Consider the following 18329-nt stretch of genomic DNA (forward strand, 5'->3'; position numbering starts at 1 on the left):
AGATAGGAAGGAAGGTATATTATGGCTAAAAGAGATTACTATGAAATTTTGGGTATTGCAAAATCTTCATCTGAAGACGATATCAAAAAGGCATATCGTAAATTAGCTAAAAAATACCACCCAGATATTTGTAAAGAACCAGATGCAGAAGAAAAGTTTAAAGAAGCTACAGAGGCAGCTGAAGTATTATTAGATGCAAATAAACGTCAAGCTTATGATCAATTTGGTCACGAAGGACTAAGTGGAATGGGTTCTGGTTTTGGTGGTGGATTTGGACAAGGATTTGGTGACTTCTTCTCAAATATGGGAGGAGCTGGCGATTTTTTCTCAGACATATTTTCAAATTTTTTTGGAGGTAGAGGTGGTTCTTCTTCAAGAGGCAGATCTTCTTCAAGGGGAAAAGATGTTGTAATAAGTGTAAGTTTAACTCTAAAAGAATTACTATTTGGTGTAGATAAAGAAGTTAAGTTAGATTTAATTTCGAAATGTGATGATTGTGATGGAGTTGGAGCAAAATCAAAATCTGATATAGTTGATTGTGAAGTATGTAATGGTCATGGTGTAGTTACTGTGCTTCAAGATATGGGTATTGCTAAATTTCAAACACAACAAGCGTGTCCAAAATGTAAAGGTAATGGAAAAGAAAATAAAAACCCATGTAAAACTTGTAGAGGAAATGCAACAGTTCTTAAAAAAGAAACAGTTTCAATGCCAATACCAAGAGGTTTAGTTCCAGACCAACAAATTGTTTTAAGAAATGCAGGGAATTATTCTCCATCTGGTGGAGAACGTGGTCATTTATATGCAGATATTCATTTAAGTGGTTCTAAAAATTTAAGAATAGTAAATGATTTTGACATTAAGTTTAGATTTGATATTAGTTATCTAGATGCTATCCTTGCAAATGAAATTCCCATTAGAACACTTGATGGCAATATTAATATAAAAATACCAAAAGGTATTAAAAATGGTGAAATTATTACTGTTAAAAATTATGGATTATACAAAGGTGTTAAATCATCTCATAGAGGTAATTTATTATTAGAAGTTAATCTTGTAATTCCAAAAGATATTGAAAAAATTGAGAGAGAAAAATTACAAAGTATCTTAGATTCAACAGATTTTAAAGTAAAAAACAATTTAGAAGAATAACCTATTAGGTTATTTTTTTTCCATAAAGTATTATTTTTCAAAGCCACTAATTATTGTATAATTAGTTAGTGAGGTTTATTATGTCTGATAAAATAAAAGTTTTAAAAATTAATAAAAATTTAGCAAATAGTTATGAAAATAATTTAGATGATTTTTCTAACAATAAATTATGATTTGATGAAAATACAGGTGAAACATTGGTAACAGAATTTGATAATACAATGGAATTTAAAAGTAAAAATGTTTCAAAAATTGATCTTGTTCAAAATGCTAATTCTCATTTTTTTGCTCCAGAAAATTCCAATAATCTAAACTTTAATAAAAGTGATATCGAAAATAAAAAATATGAATCAATTAATCTTATAGACAAAATGATTATGCCAAGAAGATCTGATATTAGAAAAGAAATTATTGATATGAGAGTAAGAAGTTATGAAAATGAAAAAAATGATAAAGAATATCTTCTTAATCAATTAAATAATGATTCAAAAATGCCTAATAATTTTAGAAATTATAATTTAGCTAAAAATGAGAATATAGTATCTAACAATAATTATTATGAAAAAAATATAAGAGAGCTTGAAAATTCTTTAAATAAAAAAATTGATGATATCAAAAAAACAGTGGAAGTAACTTCAGAGCAAATAAATGAAATTTTTAATTATAATAATGAAATTATTATGAAAAAAACTATTAAAGATGAAGACAATAAATTGATTAAATCATCAAATAAAGCTCAATTAGAAATAAATGAAAAACCAAAGTCATTATTTTCTGAAATAATTAATGAAACAAAAATGATTTCTGATGTAAAAAGCTCAGGTGAGTCAATTTTTTTACTTAATGATGAAGGAAAGACAACTTCAAAAATTGAAAATGAACAGTTACCAATAAACGAAAATGTAATTCAAGAATCAACAATTTCTAATTTAAATACTCAAGATTCAACAGTTTTTGATTCAGACAAACAACAAGCATCAATTTCTGAATTAAATGTTGAAAAACCACAGATTCTTCAATCAGGTGAAGATAAAGAAGGTTCAATTTTTGAGTTAAATAAACAAGAAGGATCAATTTCTGAATCAAAGATTGAAGAAACAAGTGAAGATAAAGAAGGCTCAATTTTTGAGTTAAATAAACAAGAAGGTTCAATTTCTGAATCAAAGATTGAAGAAGCAAGTGAAGATAAAGAAGGCTCAATTTTTGAGTTAAATAAACAAGAAGAATCAATTTCTGAATCAAAGATTGAAGAAGCAAGTGAAGTTCAATTAAATAATCAGGAATTGTTAGTTTCTGAAGTTGAAAAAACAGAATCAATAAAAGAAAACATTGAAGAACAAAAACAAGTTAAAGTAGAATCAAATTTTGCTAATGCAACAGAATTTTTTGAAAGTCAATTAGATGATGAAAAGTTATTAGCAGCAAACAGACTATTAGTAGAAAATAAATTATTAACTGAAAATAAAAGATTAATTGAAGAAAAATTATTAATCGAAAATAAACTTTTAGCAGAAAATAAGAGATTAACTGAGGAAAAAATTTTAATGGAGCAAAAATTTTTAGCTGAAAAAAAATTAAAGGAAAACGAACTTGAAAAAGAAGATAGTTTAGTGGAAAAGAGATTGTTGGAAGAGAAGAGAAAAATTTCAGAAGAACAATGATTAACTGAAAGAAAACTTTTTATTCAAAATAAATTAGCAGAAAAAAGAAGGTTAGAAGAACAGGGAAAAGTAGTTGCAAAAGATGAAATAATTAGTGATAAACAATATATGCTACAAGCAAATGAAATTGAAATAGAGGATAACATTGTAGAAGAAAAGACTGAATCACAAGCAATAAAATCTCAAACTAATTCAAAACAGGAATTAGATAATATTGTTCATGTCAATTTTGAAGATCAAAATACTAATAAAAAAAATAATGATAATATTTTAAATCTTAATAGAACACTTCCAAGTGCAGATTTAGATACAAAGGAATTAAACTCTTTCTTTAAAGAAGATAATAATTATTCATTGCCAGTAATAAATAATTCTGATTATACAATTGCCAATACAGTGGATGATCTTCAAAAAGCTTTTAATAATCTTGAAAATAGAAATAAAAAAGATCAAATGAAAGCAAAATTTTTTGAAAAAGATGGTGGAACAACTCAACTTGTTGAAAGTTTACAAAAAAAATCAAAAGAAAATAAGAAAAAAGAAGCTTCAAAATCTTTCGACTTTGATTCTTTTGAAAATTGATATAATGATTCAAAAGTAGATAAAAAAATTAGTAAATTAACAAAAAAGGAACTTAAAAAAAAGAAATAAAATAAGGCGAGAATTATGAAGAAAAAGAAAGTTATTGTTGGTCTAAGTGGAGGAGTAGATTCTTCTGTTACTGCTGCAATATTATTGGAGCAAGGTTATGATGTTGAAGCTCTTTTTATGAGAAATTGAGATAGTAACTTAAATAATGATATTCTTGGAAATAAATTAGAGGGAGAAGTTTGCCCACAAGAAAAAGATTATTTAGATGCGATAGAAGTTGCAAAAAAATTAAATATAAAAATTCATAGAATTGATTTTATTAAAGAATACTGAGATTATGTTTTTCAATATTTTGTAAATGAATATAAAAAGGGAAGAACACCAAATCCAGATATTCTTTGTAATAAGTATATAAAGTTTGATAAATTTTTAGAGTATTCTATTAATAACCTTAAAGGTGATTATATTGCTATGGGGCACTATGCAGGTGTTAGATTTAATGATGAAATAAAAAAATATGAACTTTTTAAAGGCTTTGACGTTGAAAAAGATCAAAGTTATTTTCTTTGTCAATTAAGTCAAAACCAATTATCAAAGACTCTTTTTCCATTACAAAAATTTAAGAAAAGTGAAATTAGAGATATTGCTAAAAAGTATGATTTAATAACAGCTGAAAAAAAAGATTCTACAGGTATTTGTTTTATTGGAGAAAGAGATTTTGCAAAATTTTTGCAAAATTATATTCCAAATCAACCTGGAGATATTATAGATATTAAAACTAATAAAAAAATTGGAACACATATTGGTGTAATGTACTATACAATTGGTCAAAGAAAAGGTCTAAATCTTGGTGGTCAAAAAGAACCGTATTATGTTGCTCATAAGGATATAGAAAATAAAATTATTTATGTCTCTCCGCTTAGCGACGAGAGCTATTTGGAATCAAAAAGCTGTATAGTAGAAGACTTTAACTTTATATCTAATTACAAAAACTATTTTAAGTCAGATAAATTTGAATGTAATGCAAAATTTAGATATAGACAAAAAGATATTAAAGTAGATGTAGAAGTTATTTCACAAAGTAAAATAAAAATTACTTATAGAGAACCAGTTAGGGCAGTTACAGAAGGTCAAGAAGCAGTGTTATATCTTAATGAAATTTGTCTTGGTGGTGGAGTTATTGATAAAGTTTTAAAAAATTAAAAAAAATGAGTTAAAATAAAAATGAATTAGAAGAAGGTGTAGTTTACATGTTGCTAAGCAGTTCAACAAGTACGATTGTAATTGGAGTTGTTGTTTTAGTTGTTTTAATTTTTGTTATAGTTTCATCAATAACAAGTAAAAAGGCTCAAAAAGTAGAACAACAAAAAAGAAAGAAAGTAGTTAAAGAAGAAATTAAAAATTATCTTGCAAAGACACAAAACATAAAGAATATTAAAGTTGAATATGAAAAGGTTTATGCAAGAAAAGGTGTTGAATATAAATATAGAGACGTTTTTGACGTTGTTGTTCAAATGTTTGAACCAAAGACTAATAAATTAATATCAACAAACGCTTATGAAGTTGAGGGAATAACAACAAAATCAGGTAAAAATAATTATGTAACTGCATGACAAGTTAATGGCGAAATTGATCTTGAAAATACAAAAAGAAGAATTGCTATTGCTGAAAAAAAAGTTAAATTAACAAAACAAGAGAAAGTTGTATTAAAAAAAGAAGAAAAACAAAAAACTATTGAACATAAAACTCAAGTTAAAGAAGAACTTAAAAATATTAAAGTTGAGAAAAAAAATCAAAAAAGCAATAAGGATATTTCTCTTCAAATGGATAAAGCTATCAAAGCAACAACAGTTAAATTTATACCAAGAAGAAATAAATAGCATATTTTTTTAGATATGTTTTTTTATTTAGGGGGATTATAAAATGAAAGTAGTTACAAAAGAAGATTTTAAAAGATATATGAGTGTTTGCCCTAAAATTGCTTGAATTTTTCATAGTTTAGAGAATTTTAAAAAAATAGTTAATCTAAGAAAAAATAAGATTGTTGAAACACATTACAAAGTTGAAATGAACAGTGATGAAGATTTCAATTCGTCTTTTGGTTTTAATGCAATTGATTTGTATTCTGATTTGCTTACACAAGAAGAAAGTCTTTTAACAAAAGAACAGTTAATTCAAAAAGACTTATTGATTAAGCAATTAAATGATTTGAATGGTTTTGAAATTTCAGGTCTTCCTGCAGAAACAATTGTTGATGGTTTAGCAGTAGGTGAAGCTGCACGTGAGTATTATATTGAAAAGCTATATGAAGATAATGCCAAAAATAAAACAAACTTTGAATATTTTGATTTTCAAGATATGGAATATCATCAAACAATTAAAAAAACCAAGGAGCTTTTAGAAAACAGAAATATTAAGTATTTATTTGAACCAACTTTTGAAGCTAATGATTCTATGCTTAGAGTTAGATGTGATGTTTTAATTAACCATGGTAATAGACATGTAACAATTGTTGAATTTAAAGCATCAACTGCATCAAAAGTCGAACATTTTTTTGATGTTATGTATCAAAAAAAAGTTTTAGAAAAAAATGGTTATATTGTTGATGATGTAAATATAGGTTTAATAAACAGAGATTACATTAGAGCCACTGGTATTCAAAATGAGAGACGAGATTTTGAAGTATCAAATTTATATAATATTGATTTTGAAAATGATGTGAAGCCTAAAATTATGGATATAAAACTACCAATTAGTGGCGAATCTGATTTAGTATATTCGCAATTAATAAGAATCACAGATAAATTAGATAACTCTACAAAATTACCAAAAATAAATAGTCTAATTGATGGTATGGAAGCAAATGATTTTTATTTTGATGGGTGTATAAATGAAATATTAAATTTTTTTGAATCAGAAAAAAATTTATTTAATAGTAAGTGTCAAAAAATCAAATTTGAATATGCAAAATTAAGTTATAAAATTGAAGAAAAATACTGTCAACACGTTGTTCCATATTATGATAAAACTAATTTCAATCTTTATGAGCTTTCAGGTTTTAAAGCTTCTGCTGCAATTATTCATAGATTATTTCCAAATGATATATATATAGAAAATATTAAAAGTTTAGAGGATAGTAAATATATCTATAACTCTAAAAACTTATTTAAAGATGATCAAAAGAGAGTCATTAAGGTAGTTTCTAATTTTATTAAAAATAAAAAACTTGAAGCAAAAGATATTATTAAAGAAGGTTCCTATGAAACAATATTAAATGATTTAAAACAATATTATAAATATCCAGTTTATATGTATGACTTTGAAACAGTTAAATGAGCGATTCCTAAATATGATAATTCATGGTCTTATCAACAAATTCCCTTTCAGTATTCAATTCATGTAATTGATAATCCAAATTATGATTTTAATGATCCAATAAATACAATGAAGCATTTAAATTTTATTGCAAGTAAACAAGAAGACCCAAGACCAGAATTTTTATTAAATTTTATTAGAGATTGTTTTAAATATGGCCCTGGTGTTTATGTTGCTTATAACAAATCTTTTGAAAAAGGGGTTTTAAAAAATCTTATCTATTGTTATCCCCAATTTACTGTTCCATTAACCTATATCTATATGAATACTATTGATTTGATGGAATTTTTTAGAAAAAAATGTGACAATTGATTAATTTATCATCCTGAATTTAGAGGTTCATATTCTATTAAAAAAACTCAACCAGCTTTGGACAGTAGTTTAAATTATAAAGATTTAAAAATTAATAAGGGAGATAAAGCAAGTCAAACATTTAGACAATTTTTAGATAATATAATTAGTCAAGAAGAGTATGAAATAATTTTAAAAGAAGATATGCTTAAGTATTGTGATAGAGATACATTAGCAATGATTGTAGTGTTACAAAAAGTAGTTGATATTATTAAAGAATATAACCCAAATTTCTTAGAAGATCTTGAAAAGCAAAAGGAGGATAAGTAATATGTATAAAGTGATATTTTGTGGAACACCTAATATATCAGTTGAAATTTTAAAGGGGTTAGAAAATATTGGAGTTTCAATTGAAGCAGTTATTACTCAACCTGATAAGCAAATTGGTAGAAAAAAGGAAATTAAATTTTCACCAGTAAAAGAATATAGTTTAAGTAAAAAATATAGACTATTTCAGCCTTTGAAAATCTCACAAATTTATGATGAGTTAAAAAAAATAGAAGCAGATTTTATGGTTACTTGTGCTTATGGACAATTTATTACTCAACCCATTTTAGATCTTTTTAAAAATTGTGTTAATGTTCATGCAAGTCTTTTACCTAAATATAGGGGTGGAAGTCCTATTCAATATGCAATTATGAATGGAGAAACTAAAACTGGAATTTCATTAATGAAAATGATCAAAAAAATGGACGCCGGGGAAATATATTGTCAATCAGAAATAGCAATTAGACAAGAAGATAACTCAGCTTTAGTTTTTGAAAAAATGGCTGTTTTAGGAAAAAAAATGATAGAAGAAAATTTATTAAAAATATTTAAAGGTGAGTTAAATGGAATTCAACAAGATGAGTCAAAAGTAACTTTTGCATATAATTTAAAAAATGATCAAGAAAAAATTGATTGAAATAAGTCTGCAAATGAGATTAATAATTTTATTAGAGCTTTAAGTCCTCAGCCAGTAGCATTTACATATATTAATCAAGAAAGAATTAAAATAAAATCAGCAAGAGTTATAAAAGATGAAGAAAAATTAATAACATTGGATATATTATTTGCTAATGGTGAAATTATTGCAATAGATAAAGAAGGCATTATTGTAAATACTACTAATGGTTTTTTAAAAATTCTTGAACTTCAAAGGGAAGGTAAAAAAATGGTTAGTGCAGCTACTTTTAGTGCTCCAAATTCACCTATAAAAGTAGGTTGAATATTCAAATAATTCTTTTAATTTCTAATAAATTCTTTCAAAGTAGCACAAAAGAACATTTTTTAGATATAATTTAAATAGATACATTAAAGGGAGATTAATTTATGTCAGTAAACGATTTAAGACCTGGAAGTACATTCTTATATGATGGAAACATTTTTGTGGTTTTAGAAAATTCATTTTCTAAAACAGGAAGACAACAGGGAAAAGTTACAGTAAAAGTAAAAAATTTAAGAACTGGTGCAAGAGTAGAAATTACTTTTACTGGTGGAGAAAAAGTAGATAAGGCTCTAATTGAAAAAAAAGATATGCAATTTTTATATAATGATGGTTCAAATTGCGTTTTAATGAATACCGAAACATATGAGCAAGTTGAGATTGCTTCAAATAAATTAGAGTGAGAATTAAAGTTTATTACAGATGGTATTATGGTAAAAATGACAGAGTATGATGGAGAAATTTTAGGAATAACTATTCCTGAAAAAATTGAATTAACAATAGTTGAAGCTGAGCCAGCTGTTAAAGGTGATACAACTAGTGGTGCTCAAAAAAAAGCAAAAGTTGAAACTGGATTAGAGATAACTGTTCCATTATTTATTAAAGAAGGAGAAAAGGTCCTAATTAATACTACTGATGGTAAGTATGCTGGAAGAGCTAATTAAAATAAGAAATTAGAGGTGAATAATATGTACATATCTATGGAAAGAAATTCTAGAGGAAATCTAGAAATAGATGAAAAAATACTAAGTAAAATAATTGAATTTGATGTTGTTTCAATAGCAGTTGGTTATAAAAGTATAAGTGTAAGTGTAACTATTCATCAGGAAACAGATTTATTTATTTTGGTTAGAGTATATGCTCTTGGAGAAGGTAAATTCTTTATGGATGGTGTTAAAGCTACATCAATTATTAACGACTCTATTTTTAAAACTTTAAAAGTAAAACCAAAAAATATTGCATTTGCATTTATTAAATAGCTTCTGATATATTTAACAATTTAATATAAGTATCTTAGTTTGAATGATAGAAGAGGATAATAAAAAAATTATTTAAAAAACAAACAAAGTTTAAATTCTGTTTGTTTTTTATTTTCTATAAAATTTATAATTTTAATTGCTTATTTTACCTTTAATGGTTTTTGACTTAATTTTTTAAATTTAAAGTGATAATTTTTATATAAAAACTTTGAGAGAATATATTAACTGAGAATGTTCAAAATTTTAATTATTATGTAACTAGATTTGATTATCATTTCTAAATATTATGAAAGTATTTTTTAAGGTTTGATATTTTAACCAAGTTTAGGTATGCTACAAAAATTATTTAATAATTAACTCAAAGAAAATATGTTATTACTAGTCATAATTAGTAATAAAAAAATCATATTATTAATGTTATTAACACTTATTGTAATACAATTTTAATAATTTTATATCCCCCTTATCTATAATAACCTTTAAAAATAGGGGGAAATAGTGTATAATAAATCTATATTTAAATGGAGGAACTAGGCATGGCGGTTAATAATAAATCATTAGGAAAAAAAATAAGTACTACAAGGACAAAAACAGTTATTGTAAAAAAGCCTGGCTCAAATGAATATTTATATCAAAAATTTGGTCCTAAAGCATTAGCTCTAATTAATAAATACAATTTGCAAATTGATGATAGTTATAAAAAACTTATTTCTTCATATGAAAGAATTAATTCGTTACCTAAAGATGATCCAAGAAAGCCTAATTTAATTGACTTATGAGAAGGTGAATTTAATAGGATTTTTAAACATTTTTGAGAAAATTTTGCAAATGGACAATTTTCAAATGAAAGAACTATATCTGGTTGAAAAGATAGATTAGATGTTAAACCAGTATCTGTTTTACCAGATGAAAAAAGAAGAGATTTAATCTCAAGACTTTCTCCTACAGCAGCAGATTTTAAAGGTAATAAGACTACAAAAGAAGAAATTTTATTTAGAGCTGGTTATCAGAATCAAGTTAAAACTGAAAAAATAAATTTTACAGCAACAGCTAAAACTGGACAAAATTTATTTGAAATTGAAAACTTATTAAGTGCAGCAGAGGAAAAAGGTGTTGGAGAGCCAGAAAGCATTTTAAAAAATAGTTTTGCTGCTTTGCAATCAAGTGAAAATGAAGTAGATTCAACTAAATCATTTATTAGAATTGATGAAGAAACTGAGTTAATGACTTCAACTGCAATTCCAGATCCTAATTTATTGGATTTTATTAATGAAGGAACAGTAGCAACTAGTTTAGAAGAAAATCAAAAAAGTGATGAAGTTGTTAATAAAGAGATAAATAAAGAAACAAAAAATAAAGAACTTAAAGAAGTAAAAGAAACTGAAGAGAAAAAAACAGAAAATATTGGATATATTGCAAAAGAAAATATGTCTAGAGAAGAGTTTAACAGGACAAATAATATTGAATTAACAGAAAATAGCTTTGTACAAGAAGATCAGAGCCTTGCTGCTTTAGAGTTAGGAACTGAGTTTTTCCAAAAACATTTAACTGAGGAATTTGATATTAAAACTAATGTCTATGTTACTGAAAAAATGGGTAAAATTGAATATAGTTCTAAAGATGAATTGATACTTCCTGAAAAGAGAAATATTCTTTCAAAAGAGGGTTTTGAAATTAATTTAAACCCAGAAAAAACTAGTTTATTAGTTACTAATCCAACTAAAATAGATAAATCAGATGAAGTAAGACCTTATCATGAAGAAAGACCTGTAGGTCATTATCCAATAAATTATGATGCTTCTAAAAGACCAATGATTCACGATTTAATTGCTGCAAATGAACGAGAAAGTCTAGCTCTTGATGAAATGACTCATAAAGTTGAGTATTTAAGACAATTAAGAAATGATCGTCGTCATAGAGTCAATATGATGAAAATTGAAAGAGCTAATAGTTATATCATTACTCGTGCTAGAAGATTAGCAGAGTCTCGCGAATTAAAAAGACTTAAGAGACGTGAAGATGTTAATGTAAAAGCAATCGAAAAAGCAGAGAGATTAAGAAGATTACATGAACGTCAAAAATTAATTGAATTAATGAAAGAACGTCAATTAAAGAGAACAGAAGAAAAACGTGTAGCTTCAGTTTTAAGACTTGAACGTGAAAGACGTTATGAGAGAGATGCTAAATATAGAGCTGAAATAGCAACCATTGATGCACAAATTAGACAAGAACAAGAGTTAATAAAAGGTACTGAGTTAAAAATGAAGGCGTACTTTACAAAGATTAATGATAATGAAATGTTTGATGAATCATTAAAAGTTGCTAAGGAAATAGTTCCAAGTTACAAAGCAATTCAAGAAAAAGCTGCAACAATTCAACAACTAGAAGAGAAAAAGCGTAAAGATAGAGTTGAAAAAATCAGCAGAAAATTTATAAAAAATATTAAATAATTTCAAAAAAGGCAATTTTTAATTAAAATTGTTTTTTTTTTTTTTTTTGTTTTTTGTTTTTTTTATTAATATTCAAAAATTCTTTTAAATTATGAAATATACTTTATTTTTTAAATAAAATATGATATTTATAGTAAAATATTTTTAACTAGTAAAGTTTGTTTAAATGTTTTAAATGAACTATAGTAATAAATTTGATATAGATTTTTTAACTCTTTCAAAAAGAGTTAAAAAGGGAAAAAAGAGGTACTAAATAACAATGATAGTAAAAAATAAATCAAGAGTAAGAACTGAAAGTGACTTTTCATTATTATCTGGAAAAGTAAGAGCAAGAGTTAAGAATTTAATTGAAAAAAGACTTAATACTAAAACAATAATAATCTTTGCTCAAGAATATGAAGCTTATGATTTCAATTTTCGTTTACAATTAATTGATTATATCAATTATATAATGGAAATTGAAAACGCTAATCTACCAACTTATTTAAGAAGTAGTAATCAAGCAGCTAATGAGGCAGTTTATCAAAATTTAAAAAGAACTATTTTTAAACCAAAAGAAATTGATAAAAAGAATTTTCAATTTCAATTAAATGATTCTAAAATATCTACTAGCAAAAAACTAGTTAATAGTTCTATTCAAGCTGATCCTAAAAAGAAGGAAAAAGAGGTTCCAAAGTTAAACTCAATTGATAGAAAATCAATTGAGAAATTACTTTTAGAAGCAAAATTTAAAGAAGAACAAGAAACAAGACTTAGAGACTCAAAATTAAAAGAACAACAAAAATTAGTTGAACAGCAAAGAAAAGAATTAGAGGAGAAAATGTCTCTTCAAAGGAAAAAAACCGAAGAACTTGCAGCTAAGTTAAGAGAAGAAAAAAGAATTTTAGAAGAAAAGAGAAGAGCAGAAGAAAGAAAACAAGAATTAGAAAAACAAAAGATTCTTGAACAAAAACTAAAAGAAGAAAAAGCAGCAAGACTAATAGAAGAAAAAAAATTAGCTGAAGAACAAAAAATTGCTGAAGAAAAAAGAAAACTACTAGAAAAACAAAAAGCAATTGAGAAAAAAATAAGAGAAGAGAAAGCAGCAAGACTTAAAGAAGAAAAAAGGTTAGCTGAGGAAAAAAGAAAAGCTGAAGAGCAAAGATTAGCAGAGTTGGAAAGAAAAGCCGAAGAAAAAAGGTTGGCAGAACAACAAAAATTGGCAGAAAAACAAAGATTAGCTGAAGAAAAAAGAAAAGCTGAAGAGCAAAGATTAGCAGAATTACAAAGAAAAGAATTAGAAAAACAAAGAAAAGAATTAGAAGAAAAAAGAGCAATTGAGAAAAAAATAAGAGAAGAGAAAGCAGCTAAGCTTAAAGCCGAAAGAGAAGCCTTAGAAGCTAAATTAAAAGAGGAACAAAGAATTGCTAAAGAGCAAAGATTGGCTGAAGAAAAAAAAGCTAAAGCTGAAAAACAACAAAGACTTTTAGCAGCACAAAAAGCTGCAAAAGAAGCAGAAAAAGAAAATGAAGAACGAATGATACAAACTAAATCTGTTAAAGAACGAGATTACTTAAGAGAGCAAGCAGAAAAAGAAAAACTTTGAATGCAATTATATGGTAGATCAAGAGAAGAAGCACAAAAATATAGACAAAATCAAGAAGAAGATAAAGTATCTAAGATTAGTCAACATAATAAAAAATTGTATATAAATTCAACAGATGAAGCTCAAAAGACTTTTGATATTCTTGGATATGAATTTTCAATTTCTGAGACTATAGACCCAAAAAACAAGTTTTTTAGTTTTTGATATGATTTAAAAAAGAAATTAAATACATCAAATATATCAATTTGGTTAAAGATTCATCCAGAAAAGCAAAGATCAATTCTTAAAAAGAGATTAAAACTTGAAGCAGGACTTTGAGAAAAAATAAGATACTTATTTACAAATGAACCAATTAAAAAGAAAAATAAAGCTGAACCAACTAAAAACAATAAGAAATCTTAATAAAATCATTAAATAATCAATATTTTAATATTAAATTTGTTTATTGAAGAAAATATTTATTAAGATTAGACTAATTTACATTATTCATGGGAGGCAATTATGATATGCTGTGATTGTAAAAGCAAAAGAAATCATTGCAGTTGTTCAATTTTTGAATGTGATTGTACAAATATTATAAGTTGCTTTTGTTGTTTGTTTGGAAAATGAGAACAAAAAGAGAATCAATTAAATATTAGTCAAACTTTTATAAATTACTCAAAAGAGGTAATAAAAATAAAGATAATACCAAATATTATTAAAAAAGATATTGAAAATAGTTTAAAAGAATTTAAAAAAGTGGAAAATAGTTTGAATAAAATTAATAAGGACGATTATATTAAATACATAGATTCAAATTATGACCCAGAATATATTGCTAGATTAATAGAAAAAAATAACATTGCTAAATTAACTTATTTTATAAGTAAACTAGAATTATATATTGATCTTTCTAATATTTTAATTGAAATAAGTAAGTATTTAGATTATAAAAATGTCTATCTAAAAATAAAGGCAATTACAAATGAGATTGTTTCATTATTACCATCAATTGCTGAAATATTTGCTTCATATGAAGAATCACTTGATAATTCCTTAGAGTATGAAGCGTTAAAAGAAAAAATGTATCTTTTTGATTTAAATTTAATTAATTTGGAAAATAAGTTAGAGTTTAAAATTACTTAATAATAGTTAATTATTTGTTATAATAAAAAAAGTTATGTATAAAAGAGGAGACATTTATATGAAATTTAGTACAAAAAAAATTGCTGAAAAAGGGCAAGGAACTTGAATAGTTACAATAGAGGGTAAAGAGTGAGAAGATGCAGTAAAAAAAGGTAAATCTAAGGCTGCAGCAAATATTGAAATACCTGGTTTTAGAAAAGGTAAAGCGCCAAAAGAAAAAGTTGCTCAATATTTAACACCTGTTAAATATTTAAATGCAGCAGTTCAATCAATCATGGATAAAGCTTGAAATTTTGCAAGAGATCAAAAATCTGATGTTGAACCATTTAATTCACCAGTGCCTACTCCTGTAAAAATAAGTGAAAAAGAATGTGAATTACACTTTGTTTTTGACTTGAAGCCAGAGATACAAATTGGAACTTATAAGGGCTTAAAAGATAAGGAATTAGTAAAAGAGGAATTAAAGGTTTCAAAAGAAGAACTAGATAAAGCAATTGATCAATATAGAGAAAGATTTGTAATGGAAAAACTTAAGGAAAAAGATGGAAAAATTGCTAAAGGTGATTCAGTATCTTTTGATTTTGAGGGATTTATTGATGGTAAAGCTTTTAAAGGTGGAAAAGGACTAGATTTCAAATTAATTATTGGTAGTGGACAAATGATTCCTGGTTTTGAAGATGCAATGGTTGGAAAAGGATTAGGAAAATCATCAATTAATGTAGTCTTTCCAAAAGACTATACTGAAGAATTAAAAGATAAAAAAGCTGAGTTTAAATTAGAAATAAAAGAAATAAAAGAAAGAATTTTGCCAGCTAAAGATGATGAGTTAGTAAAAGATTTAAATTTACCTGGAATTACTACTTTTAAAGAATTAGAAAGTAGTTTAAAAACTCAAATTTTAGATCAAAAATCTGTACAATCAAAAAATATCTTTGTAAATAAAGTAATAGATTTAATAAGATTAAATTCAAAAATTGAAATTCCTAAATCAGCAATTAATAAGGAAATTGAAAATTTATATAAAGAATTTGAAGCAAAAGTTCAAAGTCAAAAAATTACATTAAAAGATTATAAGAAACAAACAGGTTTAACTGACAACGATATTAGAAATGAATTATTTGAAGATGCAAAAAAACGTATTGAAAGTTATTTAATAACTGATAAAGTTAGAAATACTGAAAAATTTGAAGTATCAGAAGAAGAATTAAAACAAAAATATGAAAATTTAGCTAAAACTTTTGGTGTTGAAATAGATTTCATTAAGAAATCTTTATTACCTGAAGCACAAATAAAAGAAGAAATAATAAAAGAAAAGATCGTTGATTTCCTATATACAAATAACGGTTAAAAAATACAAATTTCTTGTATTTTTTTATTTTTTTAGCACTTAACACTTGCAAGTGCTAAAAATTATGATATTATATTTTTGTACCTAAGGAGGAATATTATGAATAAAAAATTACCTATGTTAATTACTCGAGGGAGTTATATCTACCCAACTTTTGAGCAAGTTTTAGAAATTGGTAGAGATAAAACTACTTTAGCAGTTAAAGAAGCAGTTGATAAATATGAGGGGAAAATCCTAATGGTTTCACAAAAAAAACCATTAGAAGATGATCCAAAATTAAAAGATTTATTCACATTTGGTGTTTTAGCTGAAGTAAAAATAAAAAAAGAATGAAAAGATGGTACATTAACTGTAAATATAAAATCAATATCACGTGTAGAAATAAGTGATATTGAATTGAAAGAATTTTATATTGCAAATTATAAAGTAAAAGATAGCTTAAAAAGCTCAAGTAAAGAAGCATTAGATAAAATTACAAAATATATTAAAGCAATGATAAGTTCTCAAGAGGAGTTTCCATCAGAAATAGGAGATATCATTAAATCTTCATCACCTAATGTTAATCCAAACTTTATAGTAGATAGTGCTGCAAATTTAATGCCTTTTATGCCAATTGAAAAGAAACAAGCAATGCTTGAGGAATTGGACCCTGTTAAAAGAATTGAAATTATTAATGAGTTTTTAGATGAAAAACGTCAATCTGCAGATATTGAATCATCAATTAGTAAAAAAATTAAATCAAGAGTTGATGAACAACAAAGAGAATTCTATTTAAGAGAGAAATTAAAAGCTATTAAAGAAGAATTAGGCGATATGGATGGTGAAGGAGATGACTTGGCTAAATATAAAAAACGCCTTGAAACTGAACCTTTCCCTGAAAATATTAAAAAAAGAATTTTATCAGAAATTGATAAATGTGAGGGTATGCCTGCTTCATCTTCTGAGGCAAATATTACAAGAACATATATTGATTGAATGATGCAAACACCATGATGACAAAAAACTGAAGAAAAAACAAATTTAACATTTGCAAAAAAAGTTTTAGATAAACATCATTACGGACTTGAAAAAGTTAAAGAAAGAATTATTGAGTATCTAGCTGTAAAACAAAATACTAATAAAGTCAAAGGACAAATAATTACATTAGTAGGTCCTCCAGGTGTTGGTAAAACTAGTTTAGCAAAATCTATTGCTGAATCAATGGGAAGAGAATTTGTGAAAATGGCTCTTGGTGGAGTTAAAGATGAATCAGAAATTAGAGGTCATAGAAAAACTTATATTGGGGCAATGCCAGGTAGAGTAATTCAGGGAATGAAAAAAGCAGCAGTTAAAAACCCAGTTTTCTTACTTGATGAAATTGATAAAATGGCAAGTGACTATAGGGGAGATCCAGCTTCAGCAATGCTTGAAGTTTTAGACCCTGAACAAAACTCAAAATTCTCAGATCATTATTTAGAAGAAGAATATGACTTAAGTGATGTTGTATTTATTGCAACAGCAAACTATCCAGAAAATATTCCTGAAGCTTTATATGACAGAATGGAAATTATTGAATTATCAAGTTATACTGAAATTGAAAAAATGAAGATTGCAGAAGAATACTTAATTCCAAAAGTTCTAGATGATCATGCTGTTACAAAAGAACAAGTGGTCTTTAAAAAAGAAGCAATTAATGAAATTATTAAGCACTATACTAGAGAAGCTGGTGTAAGACAATTAGAGAGATGAATAGCTTCAATTGTTAGAAAATTTGTTGTAAAAATGTTAAAAAAAGAAATTGAAAAATTAGTTGTTACTCCTAAAGTAGTTAATGAATTACTTAAAAAACGTATTTTTGAACATACTGAAAAGGAAAACGAAGCACAAGTTGGTGTTGTTACAGGTCTTGCATATACTCAATTTGGAGGAGATATCTTACCAATTGAAGTAAATCATTTTCCAGGTAAGGGAGGACTTATCCTTACTGGTAAACTTGGAGATGTAATGAAAGAATCAGCAACAATAGCTTATGACTTTGTTAAATCAAACTATAAGGCATTTGCTATTCCAAAAGAAGTATTTAATGAAAATGATATTCATATTCACGTTCCTGAAGGAGCAGTTCCAAAAGACGGACCAAGTGCTGGTGTGACAATTACTACAGCAATTGTTTCTGCTTTAACAAATAAACCTGTGCCAAAAGAAATTGGTATGACAGGTGAAATTACACTAAGAGGGTTAGTATTCCCAATTGGTGGTTTAAGAGAAAAATCAATTTCTGCTCATAGAAGTGGTTTGAAAAAAATCTTAATTCCTTTTAAAAATACTAAAGATATTGAAGACATTCCTGAAGAAGTAAGAAAAGAACTTGAAGTAGTTCCTGTTCAAAAATATTCAGAAGTTTATGAAAATGTATTTGGTATAAAATTAAACGATCTTGTTAGAGAATTACCAATTGCAACTCCTTCAAAAGAAGAAGGCAAAAAAGCTCATTAATATCTAAAAAACAACTTTTAATAGTTGTTTTT

At 25.8% G+C, this 18329-nt stretch carries 13 protein-coding genes; all 13 read left to right on the forward strand.

The genetic code is table 4. The annotated features are described in order from the left end of the window. The first annotated feature begins 21 nt into the window (after positions 1–21). The 13 genes from SCANT_RS01655 to lon all read left to right on the forward strand — a co-directional run bounded on the left by SCANT_RS01655 (position 22) and on the right by lon (position 18297). A complete protein-coding gene (locus tag SCANT_RS01655) occupies positions 22–1152 on the forward strand; it encodes a DnaJ C-terminal domain-containing protein (protein ID WP_053945989.1) in 1131 nt (376 codons plus the stop codon). 80 nt (positions 1153–1232) lie between these two features. Next, positions 1233–3464, forward strand: a complete 2232-nt coding sequence (locus tag SCANT_RS01660) for a coiled-coil domain-containing protein (RefSeq protein WP_053945990.1) — start codon at positions 1233–1235, stop codon at positions 3462–3464. A gap of 15 nt (positions 3465–3479) precedes the next feature. After that, a complete protein-coding gene (gene mnmA, locus SCANT_RS01665) occupies positions 3480–4607 on the forward strand; it encodes a tRNA 2-thiouridine(34) synthase MnmA (protein WP_053945991.1) in 1128 nt (375 codons plus the stop codon). A 47-nt stretch (positions 4608–4654) separates the two neighbouring features. Continuing rightward, a complete protein-coding gene (locus SCANT_RS01670) occupies positions 4655–5284 on the forward strand; it encodes a hypothetical protein (RefSeq protein ID WP_053945992.1) in 630 nt (209 codons plus the stop codon). A gap of 43 nt (positions 5285–5327) precedes the next feature. Continuing rightward, positions 5328–7400 carry a DUF2779 domain-containing protein gene (locus tag SCANT_RS01675; protein ID WP_053945993.1) on the forward strand — a complete coding sequence of 691 codons (2073 nt, stop codon included), beginning with the start codon at positions 5328–5330 and terminating at the stop codon, positions 7398–7400. Between the two features lies 1 nt (position 7401). Next, positions 7402–8349, forward strand: coding sequence for a methionyl-tRNA formyltransferase (gene fmt / locus SCANT_RS01680; RefSeq protein ID WP_053945994.1), 948 nt, complete (start codon positions 7402–7404; stop codon positions 8347–8349). 92 nt (positions 8350–8441) lie between these two features. Beyond that, entirely contained in the window at positions 8442–8999 is a 558-nt protein-coding gene (efp, locus tag SCANT_RS01685; protein ID WP_053945995.1) for an elongation factor P, read from the forward strand. Between the two features lie 36 nt (positions 9000–9035). Next, positions 9036–9314, forward strand: a complete 279-nt coding sequence (locus SCANT_RS01690; protein ID WP_144416871.1) for a hypothetical protein — start codon at positions 9036–9038, stop codon at positions 9312–9314. A 521-nt stretch (positions 9315–9835) separates the two neighbouring features. Beyond that, positions 9836–11764, forward strand: a complete 1929-nt coding sequence (locus SCANT_RS01695; RefSeq protein ID WP_235443296.1) for a hypothetical protein — start codon at positions 9836–9838, stop codon at positions 11762–11764. Between the two features lie 259 nt (positions 11765–12023). After that, entirely contained in the window at positions 12024–13751 is a 1728-nt protein-coding gene (locus SCANT_RS01700) for a hypothetical protein (RefSeq protein ID WP_053945998.1), read from the forward strand. A 99-nt stretch (positions 13752–13850) separates the two neighbouring features. Then, complete coding sequence (locus SCANT_RS01705; RefSeq protein ID WP_053945999.1) at positions 13851–14474, forward strand: hypothetical protein; 624 nt, start codon at positions 13851–13853, stop codon at positions 14472–14474. 58 nt (positions 14475–14532) lie between these two features. Continuing rightward, on the forward strand, positions 14533–15822 hold the full coding sequence (gene tig, locus SCANT_RS01710) for a trigger factor (protein WP_053946000.1): 1290 nt from the start codon (positions 14533–14535) through the stop codon (positions 15820–15822). A 99-nt stretch (positions 15823–15921) separates the two neighbouring features. Next, the gene (gene lon / locus SCANT_RS01715) at positions 15922–18297 is read left to right on the forward strand and encodes an endopeptidase La (RefSeq protein ID WP_053946001.1); all 2376 of its coding nucleotides are present in this window, start codon (positions 15922–15924) and stop codon (positions 18295–18297) included. The last annotated feature ends 32 nt before the right edge of the window (positions 18298–18329 follow it).

The sequence above is a fragment of the Spiroplasma cantharicola genome (assembly GCF_001281045.1).
GTDB classification, from domain to species: Bacteria; Bacillota_I; Bacilli_A; order Mycoplasmatales; family Mycoplasmataceae; genus Spiroplasma_A; species Spiroplasma_A cantharicola.